We start from the raw sequence: 15583 nt of genomic DNA, 5'->3' as shown, positions 1-15583 counted from the left end.
AGGCCCCCGTCCGTTCGTCGGCGTCGATCCAGCCATGCTAACCACCCGCCCGCGCGATCTTCCTGCGGATACCGGTGGACGGCCGGAGATGGTCCGGGCGGTGCGGGTGAGGGACAGGAAACCGGCCACCCTGGCGCGGCCGATACCCTGGGGGCGTGACGTTCCCGGTAGTCGGCATGGTCGGCGGTGGCCAGCTCGCTCGTATGACACACGAGGCGGGCATCCCGCTGGGCATCAGGTTCAAGCTCCTCAGTGACACCCCGCAGGACTCCGCTGCGCAGGTCGTGAGCGATGTCGTCATCGGCGACTATCGCGACCTCGACACGTTGCGCGAGTTCGCCCGGGGGTGCGATGTGATCACCTTCGATCACGAACACGTGCCCACCGAGCACCTCAGGGCCCTGGAGGCGGACGGTATCCCCGTCCGCCCCGGCCCGGACGCGCTCGTGCACGCCCAGGACAAGGGGGTGATGCGCGCGAAGCTCGACGCGATCGGCGTGCCCTGCCCCCGGCACAGGATCGTGTCCGATCCGCAGGACGTGGCCGCCTTCGCGGCCGAGGGCGGTGGGGGCACCTCCCGCTCGAGCGAAGCCGAGAGTGGGGGATTCCCGGTCGTCCTCAAGACCGTCCGCGGCGGCTACGACGGCAAGGGTGTGTGGGTCGTCGACTCCGTCGAGGAGGCCGCCGACCCCTTCAAGGCCGGTGTCCCCGTGCTCGCCGAGGAGAAGGTCGACTTCCTGCGCGAGCTCGCCGCCAACGTGGTCCGCTCCCCGCACGGCCAGGCCGTGGCCTACCCGGTCGTGGAGTCCCGCCAGGTCAACGGCGTCTGCGACACGGTCGTCGCCCCGGCGCCCGACCTCGACGAGGCCCTCGCCCTGGAGGCCTCCGGGATGGCGCTGAACATCGCCAAGGAGCTCGGCGTCGTCGGGCACCTCGCCGTCGAGCTGTTCCAGACCCGCGACGGGCGGATCCTCGTCAACGAGCTCGCGATGCGCCCGCACAACAGCGGCCACTGGTCGATGGACGGCGCCGTCACCAGCCAGTTCGCCAACCACGTCCGGGCCGTCCTGGACCTCCCGCTCGGCGACCCGCGCCCGCGCGCCCCGTGGACCGTCATGGTCAACGTCCTCGGCGGCGACTACCCGGACATGTACTCCGCGTACCTGCACTGCATGGCCCGCGACCCCCAGCTCAAGATCCACATGTACGGCAAGGACGTGAAGCCCGGCCGCAAGGTCGGACACGTCAACACCTACGGCGACGACCTGGACGACGTGCTGGAGCGCGCCCGTCACGCAGCCGGCTACCTGAGAGGCACCATCACCGAATGAGCCCTGTTGTTGGCATCGTCATGGGGTCGGACTCCGACTGGCCCGTCATGGAGGCCGCCGCCAAGGCCCTCGACGAGTTCGAGATCGCCTACGAGGTCGACGTCGTCTCCGCGCACCGCATGCCGCGCGAGATGGTCGCCTACGGCGAGCAGGCCGACGCCCGCGGGCTCAAAGTGATCATCGCCGGGGCGGGCGGCGCCGCCCACCTGCCCGGCATGCTCGCCTCGGTGACCCCGCTGCCGGTCATCGGCGTACCCGTGCCGCTGAAGTACCTCGACGGCATGGACAGCCTCCTGTCGATCGTGCAGATGCCTGCGGGTGTCCCGGTCGCCACGGTCTCCGTCGCCGGCGCCCGCAACGCCGGGCTGCTGGCGGCCCGCATCCTCGCCGCGCACGACGAGGAGCTGCGCGGCCGGATGCGCGACTTCCAGCAGGAGCTGAACGACCAGGCCACCGAGAAGGGCAAGCGCCTGCGTTCCAAGGTCGAGGGTGCGGGCGGCTTCGGCTTCGGCGCGGGGAAGTGACGGCGTGACGTCCCAGGAGGCGGCCCGGGAACTCCTGCGTGAGTTCCCGGTCGTCGACGGCCACAACGACCTGCCCTGGGCGCTGCGCGAACAGGTCCGCTACGACCTCGACGCCCGCGACATCGCCGCCGACCAGAGCGCCCATCTGCACACCGACATCCCCCGGCTGCGCGCGGGCGGGGTCGGCGCGCAGTACTGGTCGGTGTACGTCCGCACGGACTCGCCCGATCCGGTCGCCGCCACCCTCGAACAGATCGACTGCGTACGGCAGTTGCTGACCCGTCACGCCGAGGACCTGCGCCCCGCGCTCACCGCCGCCGACATGGAGGCCGCGCGCGGGGAGGGCCGTATCGCCTCCCTCATGGGGGCGGAGGGCGGCCACTCCATCGCCAACTCCCTGGGCACCCTGCGCGGCCTGTACGGGCTCGGCGTGCGGTACCTCACGCTCACCCACAACGACAACGTCGACTGGGCGGACTCCGCGACCGACGAGCCGAAGGCCGGTGGACTGACCGCGTTCGGCCGCGAGGTCGTCCGGGAGATGAACCGGCTCGGCATGCTCGTCGACCTCTCCCACGTGGCGGCGACGACCATGCGGGACGCGCTCGACGCGAGCTCCGCCCCGGTGATCTTCTCCCACTCCTCCGCCCGGGCCGTGTGCGACCACCCGCGCAACGTCCCCGACGACGTCCTGGAGCGGCTGCCCGCCAACGGCGGCATGGCGATGGTGACGTTCGTGCCGAAGTTCGTGCTCCAGGCGGCCGTGGACTGGACGGCTGCGGCCGACGAGAACATGCGCGCCCACGGCTTCCACCACCTCGACACCACCGCACAGGCCATGAAGGTCCACCGCGCCTTCGAGGAGCGGCACCCGCGGCCGGTCGCGACGGTGTCGACGGTCGCCGACCACCTGGACCACATGCGCGAGGCGGCCGGCATCGACCACCTCGGCATCGGCGGCGACTACGACGGCACGGCCTTCACCCCCGACGGCCTCGCGGACGTCTCCGGCTACCCCAACCTCCTCGCGGAACTGCTCGAGCGCGGCTGGTCCAAGGCCGACCTGGCCAAGCTGACCTGGAAGAACGCGGTCCGGGTGCTGGACGCGGCGGAGGATGTCGCCCGGGGTCTTCAGGCGACGCGGCCGCCGTCCAACGCCACGATCGAGTCGCTGGACGCGTCCGCCGGCTGATCGTCGAGGGCGGGGTAGTCGGTGTAGCCGGTCGCCCCGCCCACGTACATGAAGTACCGGTCGCGCATCGCGTTGAGCGGCGCCCCGAGCCGCAGCCGCGCCACCAGGTCGGGGTTGGCGAGGAAGGGCCGGCCGAGCGCGATCAGATCCGCACCGGCGGCCAGCAGCGCCTCGGACGCCCGGCGCACCTCCCACGTGGTGAACTCGCTCAGCACCGGGTTGCCGATGAGCACGCCCGGCCAGGCTGCTCGCACCGAACGGAACACCTCGGTGTCCGGATCGGAGCGCACCAGGTGCAGATACGCGAGCCCCAGCCCGCCCAGCCGCTCGGCGAGCACCGGGTAGAGCTCCTCCGTCTCGCCCTCTTCGATGCCGTTGACCGTGTTGCCGGGGGAGACCCGCAGCCCCGTCCGCCCGGCCCCGATCTCGGCGGCCACGGCCTCGGTCACCTCGGCCGTGAACCGGATCCGGGCGGCGACGGAACCGCCGTAGCCGTCGGTGCGGAGATTGGTGTTGCGGGCCAGGAACTGGTGCAGCAGATGGCCGTTGGCGGAGTGCACCTCGACGCCCTCGAACCCGGCGTCGATCGCGTTGCGGGCGGCCCTCGCGAAGTCGGCGACGGTGGTGCGGATGTCCTCACCGGTCATCTCCCGGGGGACGACGGCCGGCAGCCGCCCCTGCGGGGTGTGGATCGTCTCGGGCAGCGGGACGGGCGAGGGCGCCAGCGGCGTGAGCCCGCTGGTCGCGGGGTGGCCGACCCGGCCGCCGTGCTGGAGCTGGAGGAACATTCGCCCGCCCGCGTCCCGCACGGCGTCCGTGACCTGCCGCCAGCCGGCCACATGGGCCGGAGTGTGGATGGCGGCGATGCCGGGGTACGTCTGACCGACCGCGTTCGGTGTCGAGGCCTCGGCGATGATCAGCCCGGCCGAGGCGCGCTGGGCGTAGTACTCGGCCATGAGCGGGGTCGGGGTGCCGTCCGCGCCGGCGCGGTTGCGGGTCAACGGGGCCATCACCAGACGGCTGGGCAGGTCCAGCCCGGGGAGACGAGCCGGTTCGAAGAGTGCTGTCGTGTGCTGCGTCATGCCCGTACGCTAGAACCTGACACTCATGTCAGGATCAAGTCCGGGGGTGGCACGTGCGGATCGGTGAACTGGCCCGGCGCACGGGCGTCAGCGAACGCTCGCTGCGCTACTACGAGAAGCAGGGCATGCTCTCCGCCGAGCGGACCCCCGGCGGGCACCGGGCGTACCCGGAGGCGGCCGTGGACCGGGTCATCCGGATCCAGGAGCTGTTCGCGGCGGGACTGTGCAGCGAGAAGATCGTCCAGTTGCTGCCCTGCATGCGGGACACCGACGGCGGCCCCTCCGTCGTCGCCACGCCGCAGCTGGTCGCCGACCTCACCGCCGAGCGCGCCCGCATCGACCGGATGATCGCCGACCTGGTCCGTTCCCGGGACACCCTGGACGAGGTGATCGACGCGGCCCGGCTGTCCTGAGGGCACCCGCCCGCGAGGCCCGCGCCGTACTCCGAACGCCCCGCCCACCAGGAACCACGCCCCGCTCCGTGCGACGGTGACCGTACCTCACGAACGACCGTACGGAGCCGCCATGGCAGACCTCCACGACGACCTGCGCACCACTGCCGCGGCCGCCGCCGAGTTCGACGATCTGGCCGAGCCGTACCCCGAGGAGGGCGTCGTCCCGGCGGAGTCCTTTCATACCGTCTCCGACCCGGACGACGCGCCCATGACGCGGGCCCACGCCCTCCTCGCCGCGCACCCCGTCGCCGACGGCTACAACGGGCTGCCCTGGGCGCTCAAGCGTCTGCCCTGGTACGACCTGGAGGACGGCGAGAGCACCGTGGACACGGACGTGCCACGGCTGCGCAGCGGTCATGTGGGCGCGATCTTCTGGTCGTTGCACCTGCCCGAGGGCCTCGACGGCGACCGGGCCGTCGGTGCCACCCTGGAGCAACTGGACCTGGCCAAGGCCGTCGCCCGGACCTGCGAAGAGGGCCTGCGCCCGGCCTGCACGGCCGGGCAGGTCGCGGACGCCCGCAACTGCGGCCGCGTCGCCGTGCTCCTCGGTCCCGCCGGCGCCCCCGCCCTGGGCGACTCGCTCGGCATCCTCCGCCAGCTGCACCTGCTCGGCCTGCGTGCGCTGACGCTGACCGGGGTGTCCTGGGCGAGCGAGGCGGGGCTGACCCGGTTCGGCGAGGAGGTCGTGCGCGAGATGAACCGCCTCGGCGTCATCGCGGACCTCTCGGGCGCCTCCTCGCAGACCCTGCGCCGGGTCCTGGCCCTCTCCCGGGCACCCGTGCTGTGCAGCCGCTCCGCGGCCCGGAGCCTGCGCCCCCACCCTGCCAATCTGCCCGACGACCTGCTGGCGGAGCTGGGCGCGGCCAAGGGCCTGTGCCTGGTGCCGCTGACCGCCGAGCAGACCGGGCCGACCGTCCGCGACGTCGCCGACCACCTCGACCACATCCGCGCCGTGGCCGGAGCCCACTGCGTGGGGCTGTCCGGCACCTACGACTCCGGGGCCGCCCATCCGCAGGAGCTCGGCGACACCTCCTGCTATCCACGGCTGATCGCCGAACTGCTGCGGCGCGGCTGGGACGAGCCGGACGTCGCCCTGCTGACCTGGGGCAACGTCCAGCGCGTCCTGCGCGGCGCCGACTTCACGGCCCGTACCGCCCAGCAGCGCCGGGAGCCGTCGACGGCGACGATCTCGGAGCTGGACGGGTAGTCAGGGGCTCAGCCGTGTTCGATCCGGCACAGGCAGAACGGGTGTCCCGCCGGGTCGGCGTAGACGCGGAAGCCCTTCTTCTCATGGTCCTCCTTGTCCAGCACCCGCGCGCCCAGCGCCAGCACCCGCTCCTCGGCCGCGTCGATCTCGTCCCAGGTCGAGCCGGCGTCGAAGTCCAGGTGGAGCTGCTGGGCGTTGCGGTCGGCCCGCGGCCACTCCGGCGGGGTGTGGCCCGGGGAGCGCTGGAAGGCGAGCCGGGGCCCGCCGGGGACGCGCAGCACCACCCAGCCGGGGTCGTCGTCCTCCCGCTCCGGCGTACCGCCGGCGACCTGCGCGTAGAAGCGGGCCAGGGCCTGGGGATCGGGGCAGTCGACGACCACGGAACGAAAACGGGCCACGGCGGACATGGGACCTCCGGAGATCAGCCGGCGCAGAGGCAGAACGGGTGCCCGGCCGGATCGGCGTAAACCCGGAACGAGCGCTCCCGGTCGTCGGCGTCCAGCGGCTTCGCGCCGAGCGCCAGCACGCCCTTCTCCGCCGTGTCCAGGTCGTCCACCACCAGGTCGAGGTGGAACTGCTGCGAGCCGTCGGCGGACGGCCACCGCGGTGCCACGTACCCGGGCGAGGCCTGGAAGGCGAGCGGTGTGCCGCCCGGCACCTTCAGGTCGACCCACTCGTCCTCCCCGTCGGTCTCCACCACCGGCGTGCCGCCGAGCACCTCGGCGTAGAAACCGGCCAGTGCGCGCGGGTCGGGACAGTCCAGGACGACGACACCCAGCTTGGCGAGAGCCATGACTCCTCCTCGAAGTCGACGTTACCCAAAGAGGCGGGTAACCAGTAACCGTTACTGCATGCTGCCCCATTGGCGGTAACCTGGCAAGGGAATGCGTGAGAGGTACGGTCCAGCCATGACGGAGAGATCGCCCGCGCCCGGCGGCCTGGCCCTGGTCGAGGCCCTGGTGAACACGCTGGACATCGAGTCCGGCGCCGACGCGCTGGACAGCCCCGAGACCCGCGAGCGCCTCGGCATCACCGCGGACGAGACCGGCCGCGCCCGCACCCTGCGCGAGTCGCTGCGCGCGACCCTCCTGGCCCACGCCGGCCACCCGCCGCACCGCGAGGTCACCCCGCTCGGCGAGCTCCTGGCCGAGGCCCCGCTCCTCGTCACCGTCGACGCGGCGGACGGCTCGGCCGCCCTCGCCCCCGCCCGCGACCACTGCCTGCACGCACGCGTGGCCGCCGCCGTCGCCGAGGCCCTGGTCGCCGGCACCTGGACCCGCCTCAAGGCCTGCGAGGCCGCCGACTGTCACTGGGCCTACTACGACCGCAGCCCCGCCGGCCGCGGCCGCTGGTGCTCCATGCAGGTCTGCGGGGCCCGCGCGAAGATGCGCCGCTACCGGGCCAAGGAGGCGTAGCCGCCCCGCCGCACGTCCGGGTGGGGCAGAATGCACGAAGACGCCGGTTCGGCCGACTGAGCCTCGGCCGAACCGGCGTCGTCTGTCCCGCGCTCCTCGCGCTCAGGCCTTCGGACGCCCCATCGCCCGGTACGTCCAGCCGGCCTTGCGCCAGCGCTCCGGCTCCAGGGCGTTGCGGCCGTCCAGGATGACCCGCGCCGCCGCGACCTCACCGAGGGCCTCGGTGTCCAGCTCCCGGAACTCCCGCCACTCCGTCAGGTGCAGCACGATGTCGGCACCGCGCACGGCGTCCAGCGCCGAGTCGGCGTAGCCGAGGGTCGGGAACACCCCGCGGGCGTTGTCCATGCCCTTCGGGTCGTAGACCGTCACCTGGCCGCCCTGGAGGTGGATCTGCCCGGCCACGTTGAGCGCGGGGGAGTCCCGCACGTCGTCCGAGTCGGGCTTGAAAGTCGCGCCCAGCACCGCCACCCGCTTGCCCAGGAACGGCCCGCCGCCCAGCGCCTGCCGGGCCAGCTCCACCATCTGCCCGCGCTGGCGCATGTTGATCGAGTCGATCTCCCGCAGGAACGTCAGCGCCTGGTCCGCGCCCAGCTCACCGGCGCGCGCCATGAACGCCCGGATGTCCTTGGGCAGGCATCCGCCGCCGAAGCCGATCCCGGCCCGCAGGAACTTCTTGCCGATCCGGTCGTCGTAGCCGATGGCCTCCGCCAGCTTGGCGACGTCACCGCCCGCGGCCTCGCACACCTCCGCCATCGCGTTGATGAACGAGATCTTCGTGGCGAGGAAGGAGTTCGCGGAGGTCTTCACCAGCTCCGAGGTCGGGAAGTCCGTCACCACGAACGGCGAGCCCTCGGCGATCGGCGTCGCGTACACCTCCCGCAGCAGCTTCTCGGCCCGCTCGCTGCGCACGCCCACCACGAGACGGTCGGGGTGCAGCGTGTCGTCGACGGCGAAGCCCTCACGCAGGAACTCCGGGTTCCACGCCAGCTCGGCGTCCTCCCCGGCGGGCGCGTGCGCGGCCAGGTAGGCCGCGAGGCGGTCCGCGGAGCCGACCGGCACGGTGGACTTGCCGACGACCAGCGCCGGACCGTGCAGATGCGGGGCGAGCGAAGCGATCGCGGAGTCGACGTAGGTCATGTCGCAGGCGTACTCGCCGTGCCGCTGCGGGGTGTTCACACAGACGAAGTGCACATCGCCGAACGCGCCGATCTCCGCCCAGTCCTGGGTGAAGCGCAGCCTGCCGCTGGAGCCCTCGATGCCGGCGACGTGCTTGCGCAGCAACTCCTCGAGACCCGGCTCGTACATCGGGGCCTCGGCGCGCTCCAGCTTCTCGATCTTCTCGCGCACGACGTCGAGGGCGAGCACCTCGAAGCCCAGCTCGGCCATGGCCGCCGCGTGTGTCGCGCCGAGATAACCGGTGCCGATCACGGTGATCTTCAGGGCCATGGGGTGCTCCAGGGGTCTACGGCATGCGGTGCGCGCCCGAGCATAGCCGGGGCATGACGGCGCTCCTTCACGGGCAACTTCTCCGCTGTCGCCTAGCTCACGTATCACTCGGGTGGGCGACCCCATAAACTTTTGATTACTTAACGGTAGTTAGCGCCACCATCGCAGCGTTTTGGAGCGTGAGAGACCTTGGCCGGATCGGCTGACTTCGACCTGTACCGCCCGTCCGAGGAGCACGACATGCTCCGTGACGCCGTCCGCTCGCTGGCCGAGGCGAAGATCGCGCCGCACGCCGCCGCCGTGGACGAGGAGGCCCGCTTCCCCCGCGAGGCCCTCCAGGCGCTCGTCGCGAACGACCTGCACGCCGTGCACGTACCCGAGGAGTACGGCGGCGCCGGCGCGGACGCGCTCGCCACCGTCATAGTGATCGAGGAAGTCGCCCGTGTGTGCGCCTCCTCCTCCCTCATCCCCGCGGTGAACAAGCTGGGCTCGCTCCCGGTGATCCTCTCCGGCTCCGAGGACCTCAAGAAGAAGTACATGACCCCGCTCGCCAAGGGCGAGGGCATGTTCTCCTACTGCCTCTCCGAGCCGGACGCCGGCTCCGACGCCGCCGGCATGAAGACCAAGGCCGTCCGCGACGGCGACCACTGGATCCTCAACGGCGTGAAGCGCTGGATCACCAACGCCGGCGAGTCCGAGTACTACACGGTGATGGCCGTCACCGACCCGGCCAAGCGCTCCAAGGGCATCTCGGCCTTCGTGGTCGAGAAGTCGGACGAGGGCGTCTCCTTCGGCGCCCCCGAGAAGAAGCTGGGCATCAAGGGCTCCCCGACCCGCGAGGTCTACCTCGACAACGTCCGCATCCCCGCCGACCGCATGATCGGCGAGGAGGGCACCGGCTTCGCCACGGCGATGAAGACCCTCGACCACACCCGCATCACCATCGCCGCCCAGGCCCTCGGCATCGCCCAGGGCGCCCTCGACTACGCCAAGGGCTACGTCCAGGAGCGCAAGCAGTTCGGCAAGCCGATCGCCGACTTCCAGGGCATCCAGTTCATGCTCGCCGACATGTCCATGAAGATCTCGGCCGCCCGCGCCCTGACCTACCAGGCCGCCGCCGCCTCCCAGCGCGTCGACGCCGACCTCACCTACCTGGGCGCCGCCGCCAAGTGCTTCGCCTCGGACGTGGCGATGGAGGTCACCACGGACGCGGTCCAGCTCCTCGGCGGCTACGGCTACACGCGCGACTACCCGGTGGAGCGCATGATGCGCGACGCCAAGATCACGCAGATTTATGAAGGCACGAATCAAGTCCAGCGGATCGTCATGGCGCGCAACCTGCCGTAACCCGTCTCCCGGGGGCCGGACATCACCGGCCCCCCGGTGCCCTCACAGGAACCGCCGGATCGGGGTGACCGCTGCCTCGGCGAGGCGTTCGGTGAAGGGGCGGTGCTTCCAGAGGGCAGGATCGATGGGCTCGCTGCGTTTGCGGTCGGCCTCGAAGTCGGCGTCGAGCTGTGCGGTGAAGTCCTCGTCGAGGACCGCCAGGACGACCTCCTCGTCGTGCTCCATGGAGCGGCGGTTGAAGTTCGTGGAGCCGATGAGGGAACAGACCCCGTCCACCGTCATGATCTTCGTGTGGAGCATCGTCGGCTGGTACTCCCGCACCTCCACCCCCGCGTCGACGAGCGTCTGGTAGTGCTGCCGCCCGGCCAGCAGGCACGCCCGCTGGTCGGTGTGCGGTCCGGGCAGCAGGATCTCCACCGTGACTCCGCGCCGGGCCGCCGCCGCCAGCAGGTCGACGAAGTAGGCGTCGGGGGCGAAGTAGGCCGTGGCCAGCCGCAGGCGCTCCTGCGCCGAGGTGATCAGGACCCGCAGGATCGTCTGCATGTCCTGCCAGCCGAAGGAGGCCGAACCCCGCACGACCTGGACCGTGGCCCGTCCCGGCTGCTCCTGGGCGGTGAAGCGGTCGTGCTCGTCGTAGAGGTCGTCGTGGCACTCGGCCCAGTTCTGGGCGAAGGCCGCGGCGATGCCGTCCACGGCCGGCCCGCGGACCTGTACGTGGGTGTCGCGCCACTCGTCCGGGTTCCGTGCGGAGCCGCACCACTCCTGCGCGATGCCCACGCCGCCCGTGAAGGCCGTGTGCTCGTCGGTGACCAGGACCTTGCGATGGCAGCGGTGGTTCTGCCGCATCGGGGACAGGCGCGTGGGTCTGCGGAACCAGGCCACCTGGACGCCTGCCTCGTCCATGGCGTCCAGCAGGTCCTGCTCTATCTCCTTGGCCCCGAACCCGTCCAGCAGCAGCCGCACCCGGACCCCCGCGCGGGCCCGTTCCGCCAGGGCGGCGGCGAACTCGTGGGCGACGTCGCCGCGCCAGTACACGAACGTCATCATGTCGACGGTGTGCTCGGCGGCCCGGATGGCGGCCAGCATCGCGGGGAAGATCTCGTCGCCGTTGCGCAGCGGCACCAGCTCGTTGCCCTCCGTCGCGGCGATGCCGATCAGCCGCTCCAGCCGTCTGCGCAGCCGCAGCTTCTGCTCCTCCGGTCCCCTCGCCTCCGGCTCGCCCTCCGGCTCCTGCGCCCGTCGTTCGTCGTACATCTGCTGTGTCATGTGTGGGTCTCCCCCCTGCACGGTTGCTCGCCGCCCCGCCCTCGCCGTGCCGGGCCCCGGCACGTCTGGAAACCCTTTTTGCCGCTGTCGGCGCTTTCACGCAGAGCCCGCTGAGTCGTGCCTCACAGACGGAACAAGTCACACCGGGAGGCTCCGCCCTGTGGTGCTCATGGGACCGGAGGCGTAGGACGAGAAGGAGCGGGCGTCGATCCGCGGCTCCCGCCACCCCCCTGGGAGGACGTCATGACCCAGCAGCCCGCCACCACCACCCCGCTCAGCAAGGAGATGCAGGACTGCGTCCAGACCTGCATGACCTGCCACAGCGTGTGCGAGGAGACCATGAGCTCTTGTCTGCAGATGGGCGGCCCGGCCCAGATGCAGATCATGCGCGCGGTCATGGACTGTGCCGAGATGACGCGCATGTGCGCCGACATGATGATGCGTCGTTCGCCCCTGATGGCCGAGATGTGCGCGATGTGCGCCCGGGCCTGTGACATGTGCGCCGAGGCGTGTATGGCCATGCCGGAGGACGCGCAGATGATGCGCTGCGCCGAGGCCTGTCGCCGCTGCGCCGAGTCGTGCCGCTCGATGTCGGGTGCCTCGATGTGAGAACCGCCTCACGGCGAAGGGGACACCCGCCCGGGTGCCCCCTTCGTCTCGCCTGCCCGCTCAGTTGCCGGAGACGGTGACCTTCTCGTCGTTCTTCAGCTGGCTCACCAGCGACTTCACCTTCGCGGTGTCCCACTGCAGGTTGCCGTTGGGGGTGTTGCCGGAGATCGGCATGTTCATCGACTTGCCCTCGCCGCCGCTGACGCCCTTCATCGCCCAGAACATGGACGCCAGGTCGAACAGGCTCATGTCCTTGTCGACCACGAGGGTGTCGAGGCCGGCGCTCATGGTCGGGTACAGCTTGAAGGGGTTCAGGACCGTGCCCGGGGTGGCGACCTGGTTGGCCAGGGCCGAGAGGAACTTCTGCTGGTTCTTCGTACGGTCCAGGTCGGAGCCCGCGAGCGCGTAGCGGGTGCGGACGAAGGCGAGGGCCTGCTCGCCGTCGAGCGTCTGCCGGCCCTTCTTGAAGTCCGCGCCGGACTTGGTGTCCTTGATGTCCTGAGGGATGTCCATCTCGACGCCGCCGACCGCGTCCACGATGTTCGCGAAGCCGGCGAAGCCGATCTCCACGTAGTGGTCGATGTGCAGGCCCGTGTTGGCCTCCACCGTGCGGACCAGCAGCTCCGGGCCGTCCTCGGCGTAGGCCGCGTTCAGCTTCGTCTGGCGGCCCGTGGCCGGGTAGAGCTTGCCGGAGTCCGAGCCCTTGAACGACGGGATGGTGACGTTCGAGTCGCGCGGCAGCGAGACCAGCGTCGGTGCGCCGTCGCCGGTGTGCAGGATCATCATCGAGTCCGTGCGCTTGCCCTCGGCGGACCCGGTGTGCAGCTTCTTCTTCTCCTCGGCCGACATGCCCTTGCGGCTGTCGGAGCCGACGATCAGGTAGTTCGTGCCCTCGCCCGCCTCCGGACGGTCGATGACCTTCGACAGGTCGACGTCGCGGTTGAGCTTGGAGTCGGCCCAGAAGTACGTGCCGACGCTCGTCACGACGAGCAGCGTCACCAGCGTGATGGCCGTCACCTTGATACGCCGGCGCCAGTTCGGCGCGGGACGCGGCTCGTACATGCCGTCGCCCGGACCGCCGGGGCCTTGGCCGCCGGGCGAGCCGTAGACCTGGCCGGTGTTGTAGCCGCTGTCGTATCCGTCACCGGGGCCGTAACCGCCGCCGTCCACGTAGGACGGCTGCTGCGGTACGCCGCCGCCGTACGGCGGGGCGCCGCCGTACGCCGCCTGCCCGGGCGATGCCGCCGGGCCGCGGCGGACCTGCCGCATGACGCGGGCGCTCTCGGGCTGCGCGCTCGAGCTGCCGCGTCCGTAGCGGTTGCCGCGGTTGTCGGCGGAGAATCCCTCGGGCCAGTCATTCATGCGCCCCAGTGTGCAGGTCCCCGTGGTGCGCCATACAAGAGTCGTCGGAAAATCAGAGCACGGCTGTGGCGAAGCTGACACAAAACCCCCACGCGCGGCCTCGGCATAAGGTGGGGGCCATGACAGACCAGGCCCCATCTGCGGATTCCGGCAGTCCGGACATCCCGGGCAAGCCGACCTCGGCGTCCCGCACCACCCTCAGCCACATCATGACCCACAACGACACGAACCTTCTGGGGACCGTGCACGGTGGGGTGATCATGAAGCTGGTCGACGACGCGGCGGGGGCCGTGGCCGGGCGGCACTCCGGCGGGCCGGCGGTCACCGCGTCCATGGACGAGATGGCGTTCCTGGAGCCGGTGCGCGTCGGCGACCTGGTGCACGTCAAGGCGCAGGTCAACTGGACCGGCCGGACGTCCATGGAGGTCGGTGTCCGGGTCCTGGCCGAGCGCTGGAACGAGTCCGCCCCGCCCACCCAGGTCGGCTCCGCCTACCTCGTCTTCGCCGCGGTCGACGCCGACGGCAAGCCCCGCCGGGTCCCGCCGGTCCTGCCGGAGACGGAGCGCGACAAGCGCCGCTACCAGGAGGCCCAGATCCGCCGCACCCACCGCCTGGCCCGCCGCCGCGCGATCATGGACCTGCGTGAGAAGCGAGCGGCGGAGGGCTTCGAGGACTGACCGCCCGCCGCCCGCGCTCCCGGCAGGCTGCTCGGCACCACCGCGCACCACCTGACCCGCCGGGACCGCCCCGCGCCGCCCGCCGGGACCGCCCCGCGCCGCTAGCCGCAGGACACCTCGTCGCCCCGGACCACGCTGTACTCGCCCCGGCCCGGGTCCTCGGCCCGTACCTTGCGGACGCGCTCGAAGTCCGGGCCCGCGATCACCTTCAGGGTCGCGCCCAGCCCCTTGACCGCGCGCAGTTCGCTGCCCGGCAGGGCGGTCGCGAGCGACTTGGCCGAGCGGTCCCAGCGGGGGTCGTAGGCGACGACCGTGCGCTTCATGTCACGGTTGGGGGAGTTCACGGGCGCGTGCGTCGTGCGGAAGCCCGTCGACGCCAGGGCCGCGTCCACCCTGCGGCCGAGGCCGGGCGTGCGGGTGCCGTTCTCCACCTGCACGCGGATCTGCTGCGGGGCGACCGAGACGACCCGGGCGGCGCCGCGCGACCGGTTCGCGGACAGCGGCTGGTCCGTGCGCAGGGCATGGAAGACGCGCTCCGCCTTCACGGGGTCCCACTTCAGCGTGGAGCCGACGCCCTTCACGGCATACCCCATCCGCCCGATGGGGACGGTCGTGAACTCGGAGGAGGAGGGGGAGAAGTTCCGCATGGCGCGGCCCAGGTCCAGCATCTCGTCGGTGCCGAAGCCCTTGTCGGCGCGTACCGAGCCCAGCACGGCCCGGGTCACGTCCCGGAACTTCATGGGGTTGAGCAGGAGCCCGGAGGAGGTGAGCCGCTCCACCAGCGCCGCCATGAAGCGCTGCTGCCGCTTCATGCGGCTGAGGTCCGACGCCCCGTCCACATGGCGGGCGCGCACGAACTGCAGCGCCTGCCCGCCCCCCAGCGTGTGCCGGCCGGCCGGGAGGTTCAGGCCGCTGTAGCTGTCCTTCAACGGGTCGGACGTGCAGATCTGCACGCCCCCGACCACGTCCACCGTCTTCATGAAGCTGGTGAAGTCGACCTCCAGATAGTGGTCGATCTTCACCTTCGTCATGTTCTCGACCGTGCGCACGGTCAGCTGCGGGCCGCCCTCGGCGTACGCGGCGTTCAGCTTGATGGGGTGCCCGTGGTGCCGCTTGCCCGACGTACGGTCGACATGCTCCGGCGTCACCGCGTACGAGTCGCGCGGCAGGCTCACCACACTGGCCTGCCGCCGGTCCTCGGAGATGTGCACGATCATCATCGTGTCGGTGCAGTGGCAGGGTGCGCCGCCCAGCCGGTACTTGCGGCGGTCCTCAGCGCTGATCTTCTCCCGGCCGTCGGTGCCGACGAGCAGGACGTTCATGCCGTGGCCCGCCTGCGGGCGGTTCTTCATGTCCTTGAAGGGGTCGACCCGGGCGATGTCCGCGTCCAGGCTGGTCATCACCGAGTGCCCGATGCCCGCGGAGGCGAGGACCATCACGGACAGCGTGGTGACCACGCGCATCGCCCAGCGCGGTTTGCGCGCGGGCGGCGAGGGCCTGCGCGGGGCGCGACGGGGGGCGGGGGGCTGCGGACGGCGCTGGGGACCGGCGGTGGACCGGGAGGACCGCGGCGGCGTGGGCATGGGGACACCTCCGGACGACGGCCGTACGTGGGATCCGTGAAACCGTAGGCCGATACGATCTGCGGCCTGCGGCAGCGCCCCGGCGGC

The 15583-nt window shown here is 71.5% G+C and carries 16 protein-coding genes; 9 read left to right on the top strand and 7 right to left on the bottom strand.

Annotation, left to right across the window (positions count from 1 at the left end):
- Nucleotides 1-155 precede the first annotated feature (155 nt).
- Genes AB0937_RS17340 through AB0937_RS17330 form a run of 3 tightly spaced genes read left to right on the top strand, consistent with a single transcriptional unit; the run spans nt 156 to nt 3047 of the window.
- The gene (locus tag AB0937_RS17340) at nt 156-1331 is read left to right on the top strand and encodes a 5-(carboxyamino)imidazole ribonucleotide synthase (RefSeq protein WP_366712602.1); all 1176 of its coding nucleotides are present in this window, start codon (nt 156-158) and stop codon (nt 1329-1331) included.
- Nucleotides 1328-1855, top strand: a complete 528-nt coding sequence (purE, locus tag AB0937_RS17335) for a 5-(carboxyamino)imidazole ribonucleotide mutase (protein ID WP_107092465.1) — start codon at nt 1328-1330, stop codon at nt 1853-1855. The genes AB0937_RS17340 and purE overlap by 4 nt, the downstream gene beginning before the upstream one ends.
- A gap of 4 nt (nt 1856-1859) precedes the next feature.
- Complete coding sequence (locus AB0937_RS17330) at nt 1860-3047, top strand: dipeptidase (RefSeq protein ID WP_366712601.1); 1188 nt, start codon at nt 1860-1862, stop codon at nt 3045-3047.
- On the opposite strand, the gene AB0937_RS17325 is transcribed toward AB0937_RS17330, so the two are convergent.
- Nucleotides 2987-4129 carry an alkene reductase gene (locus AB0937_RS17325; protein WP_366712600.1) on the bottom strand — a complete coding sequence of 381 codons (1143 nt, stop codon included), beginning with the start codon at nt 4127-4129 and terminating at the stop codon, nt 2987-2989. The genes AB0937_RS17330 and AB0937_RS17325 overlap by 61 nt on opposite strands.
- Before the next feature lie 53 nt (nt 4130-4182).
- Here AB0937_RS17325 and AB0937_RS17320 point away from each other — a divergent pair, with 53 nt between their 5' ends.
- Nucleotides 4183-4542 carry a MerR family transcriptional regulator gene (locus AB0937_RS17320; protein ID WP_366712599.1) on the top strand — a complete coding sequence of 120 codons (360 nt, stop codon included), beginning with the start codon at nt 4183-4185 and terminating at the stop codon, nt 4540-4542.
- A 112-nt stretch (nt 4543-4654) separates the two neighbouring features.
- Complete coding sequence (locus AB0937_RS17315) at nt 4655-5791, top strand: dipeptidase (RefSeq protein WP_366712598.1); 1137 nt, start codon at nt 4655-4657, stop codon at nt 5789-5791.
- Nucleotides 5792-5799: 8 nt separating this feature from the next.
- Here the strand turns inward: AB0937_RS17315 and AB0937_RS17310 are convergent, their stop codons facing one another.
- Entirely contained in the window at nt 5800-6198 is a 399-nt protein-coding gene (locus tag AB0937_RS17310) for a VOC family protein (RefSeq protein WP_366712597.1), read from the bottom strand.
- Nucleotides 6199-6212: 14 nt separating this feature from the next.
- Complete coding sequence (locus tag AB0937_RS17305; RefSeq protein WP_366712596.1) at nt 6213-6584, bottom strand: VOC family protein; 372 nt, start codon at nt 6582-6584, stop codon at nt 6213-6215.
- Nucleotides 6585-6699: 115 nt separating this feature from the next.
- Here AB0937_RS17305 and AB0937_RS17300 point away from each other — a divergent pair, with 115 nt between their 5' ends.
- The gene (locus tag AB0937_RS17300) at nt 6700-7206 is read left to right on the top strand and encodes a CGNR zinc finger domain-containing protein (protein WP_366712595.1); all 507 of its coding nucleotides are present in this window, start codon (nt 6700-6702) and stop codon (nt 7204-7206) included.
- A gap of 102 nt (nt 7207-7308) precedes the next feature.
- On the opposite strand, the gene AB0937_RS17295 is transcribed toward AB0937_RS17300, so the two are convergent.
- Nucleotides 7309-8652 (bottom strand): UDP-glucose/GDP-mannose dehydrogenase family protein, encoded by a 1344-nt coding sequence (locus AB0937_RS17295; protein ID WP_366712594.1) that lies wholly within the window; start codon nt 8650-8652, stop codon nt 7309-7311.
- A 189-nt stretch (nt 8653-8841) separates the two neighbouring features.
- Between AB0937_RS17295 and AB0937_RS17290 the strand changes: the two genes are divergently transcribed.
- Nucleotides 8842-9999, top strand: coding sequence for an acyl-CoA dehydrogenase (locus AB0937_RS17290; protein WP_366712592.1), 1158 nt, complete (start codon nt 8842-8844; stop codon nt 9997-9999).
- 42 nt (nt 10000-10041) lie between these two features.
- On the opposite strand, the gene AB0937_RS17285 is transcribed toward AB0937_RS17290, so the two are convergent.
- The gene (locus AB0937_RS17285; protein ID WP_366712837.1) at nt 10042-11253 is read right to left on the bottom strand and encodes a phospholipase D-like domain-containing protein; all 1212 of its coding nucleotides are present in this window, start codon (nt 11251-11253) and stop codon (nt 10042-10044) included.
- A gap of 255 nt (nt 11254-11508) precedes the next feature.
- Here AB0937_RS17285 and AB0937_RS17280 point away from each other — a divergent pair, with 255 nt between their 5' ends.
- Complete coding sequence (locus tag AB0937_RS17280) at nt 11509-11874, top strand: four-helix bundle copper-binding protein (protein WP_366712590.1); 366 nt, start codon at nt 11509-11511, stop codon at nt 11872-11874.
- A 60-nt stretch (nt 11875-11934) separates the two neighbouring features.
- On the opposite strand, the gene AB0937_RS17275 is transcribed toward AB0937_RS17280, so the two are convergent.
- Nucleotides 11935-13236 carry an LCP family protein gene (locus AB0937_RS17275; protein WP_366712589.1) on the bottom strand — a complete coding sequence of 434 codons (1302 nt, stop codon included), beginning with the start codon at nt 13234-13236 and terminating at the stop codon, nt 11935-11937.
- A gap of 119 nt (nt 13237-13355) precedes the next feature.
- Between AB0937_RS17275 and AB0937_RS17270 the strand changes: the two genes are divergently transcribed.
- Entirely contained in the window at nt 13356-13913 is a 558-nt protein-coding gene (locus AB0937_RS17270; protein WP_366712587.1) for an acyl-CoA thioesterase, read from the top strand.
- A 101-nt stretch (nt 13914-14014) separates the two neighbouring features.
- Here AB0937_RS17270 and AB0937_RS17265 read toward each other — a convergent pair whose 3' ends face one another.
- A complete protein-coding gene (locus tag AB0937_RS17265; protein ID WP_366712585.1) occupies nt 14015-15496 on the bottom strand; it encodes an LCP family protein in 1482 nt (493 codons plus the stop codon).
- Nucleotides 15497-15583 lie beyond the last annotated feature (87 nt).

It is taken from the genome of Streptomyces sp. NPDC047880, from assembly GCF_040706515.1.
In the GTDB taxonomy this organism is placed as follows: domain Bacteria; phylum Actinomycetota; class Actinomycetes; order Streptomycetales; family Streptomycetaceae; genus Streptomyces.
Note: the sequence above shows the minus strand (reverse complement) of the source record. Positions and strands in the feature narration are given on the sequence as shown.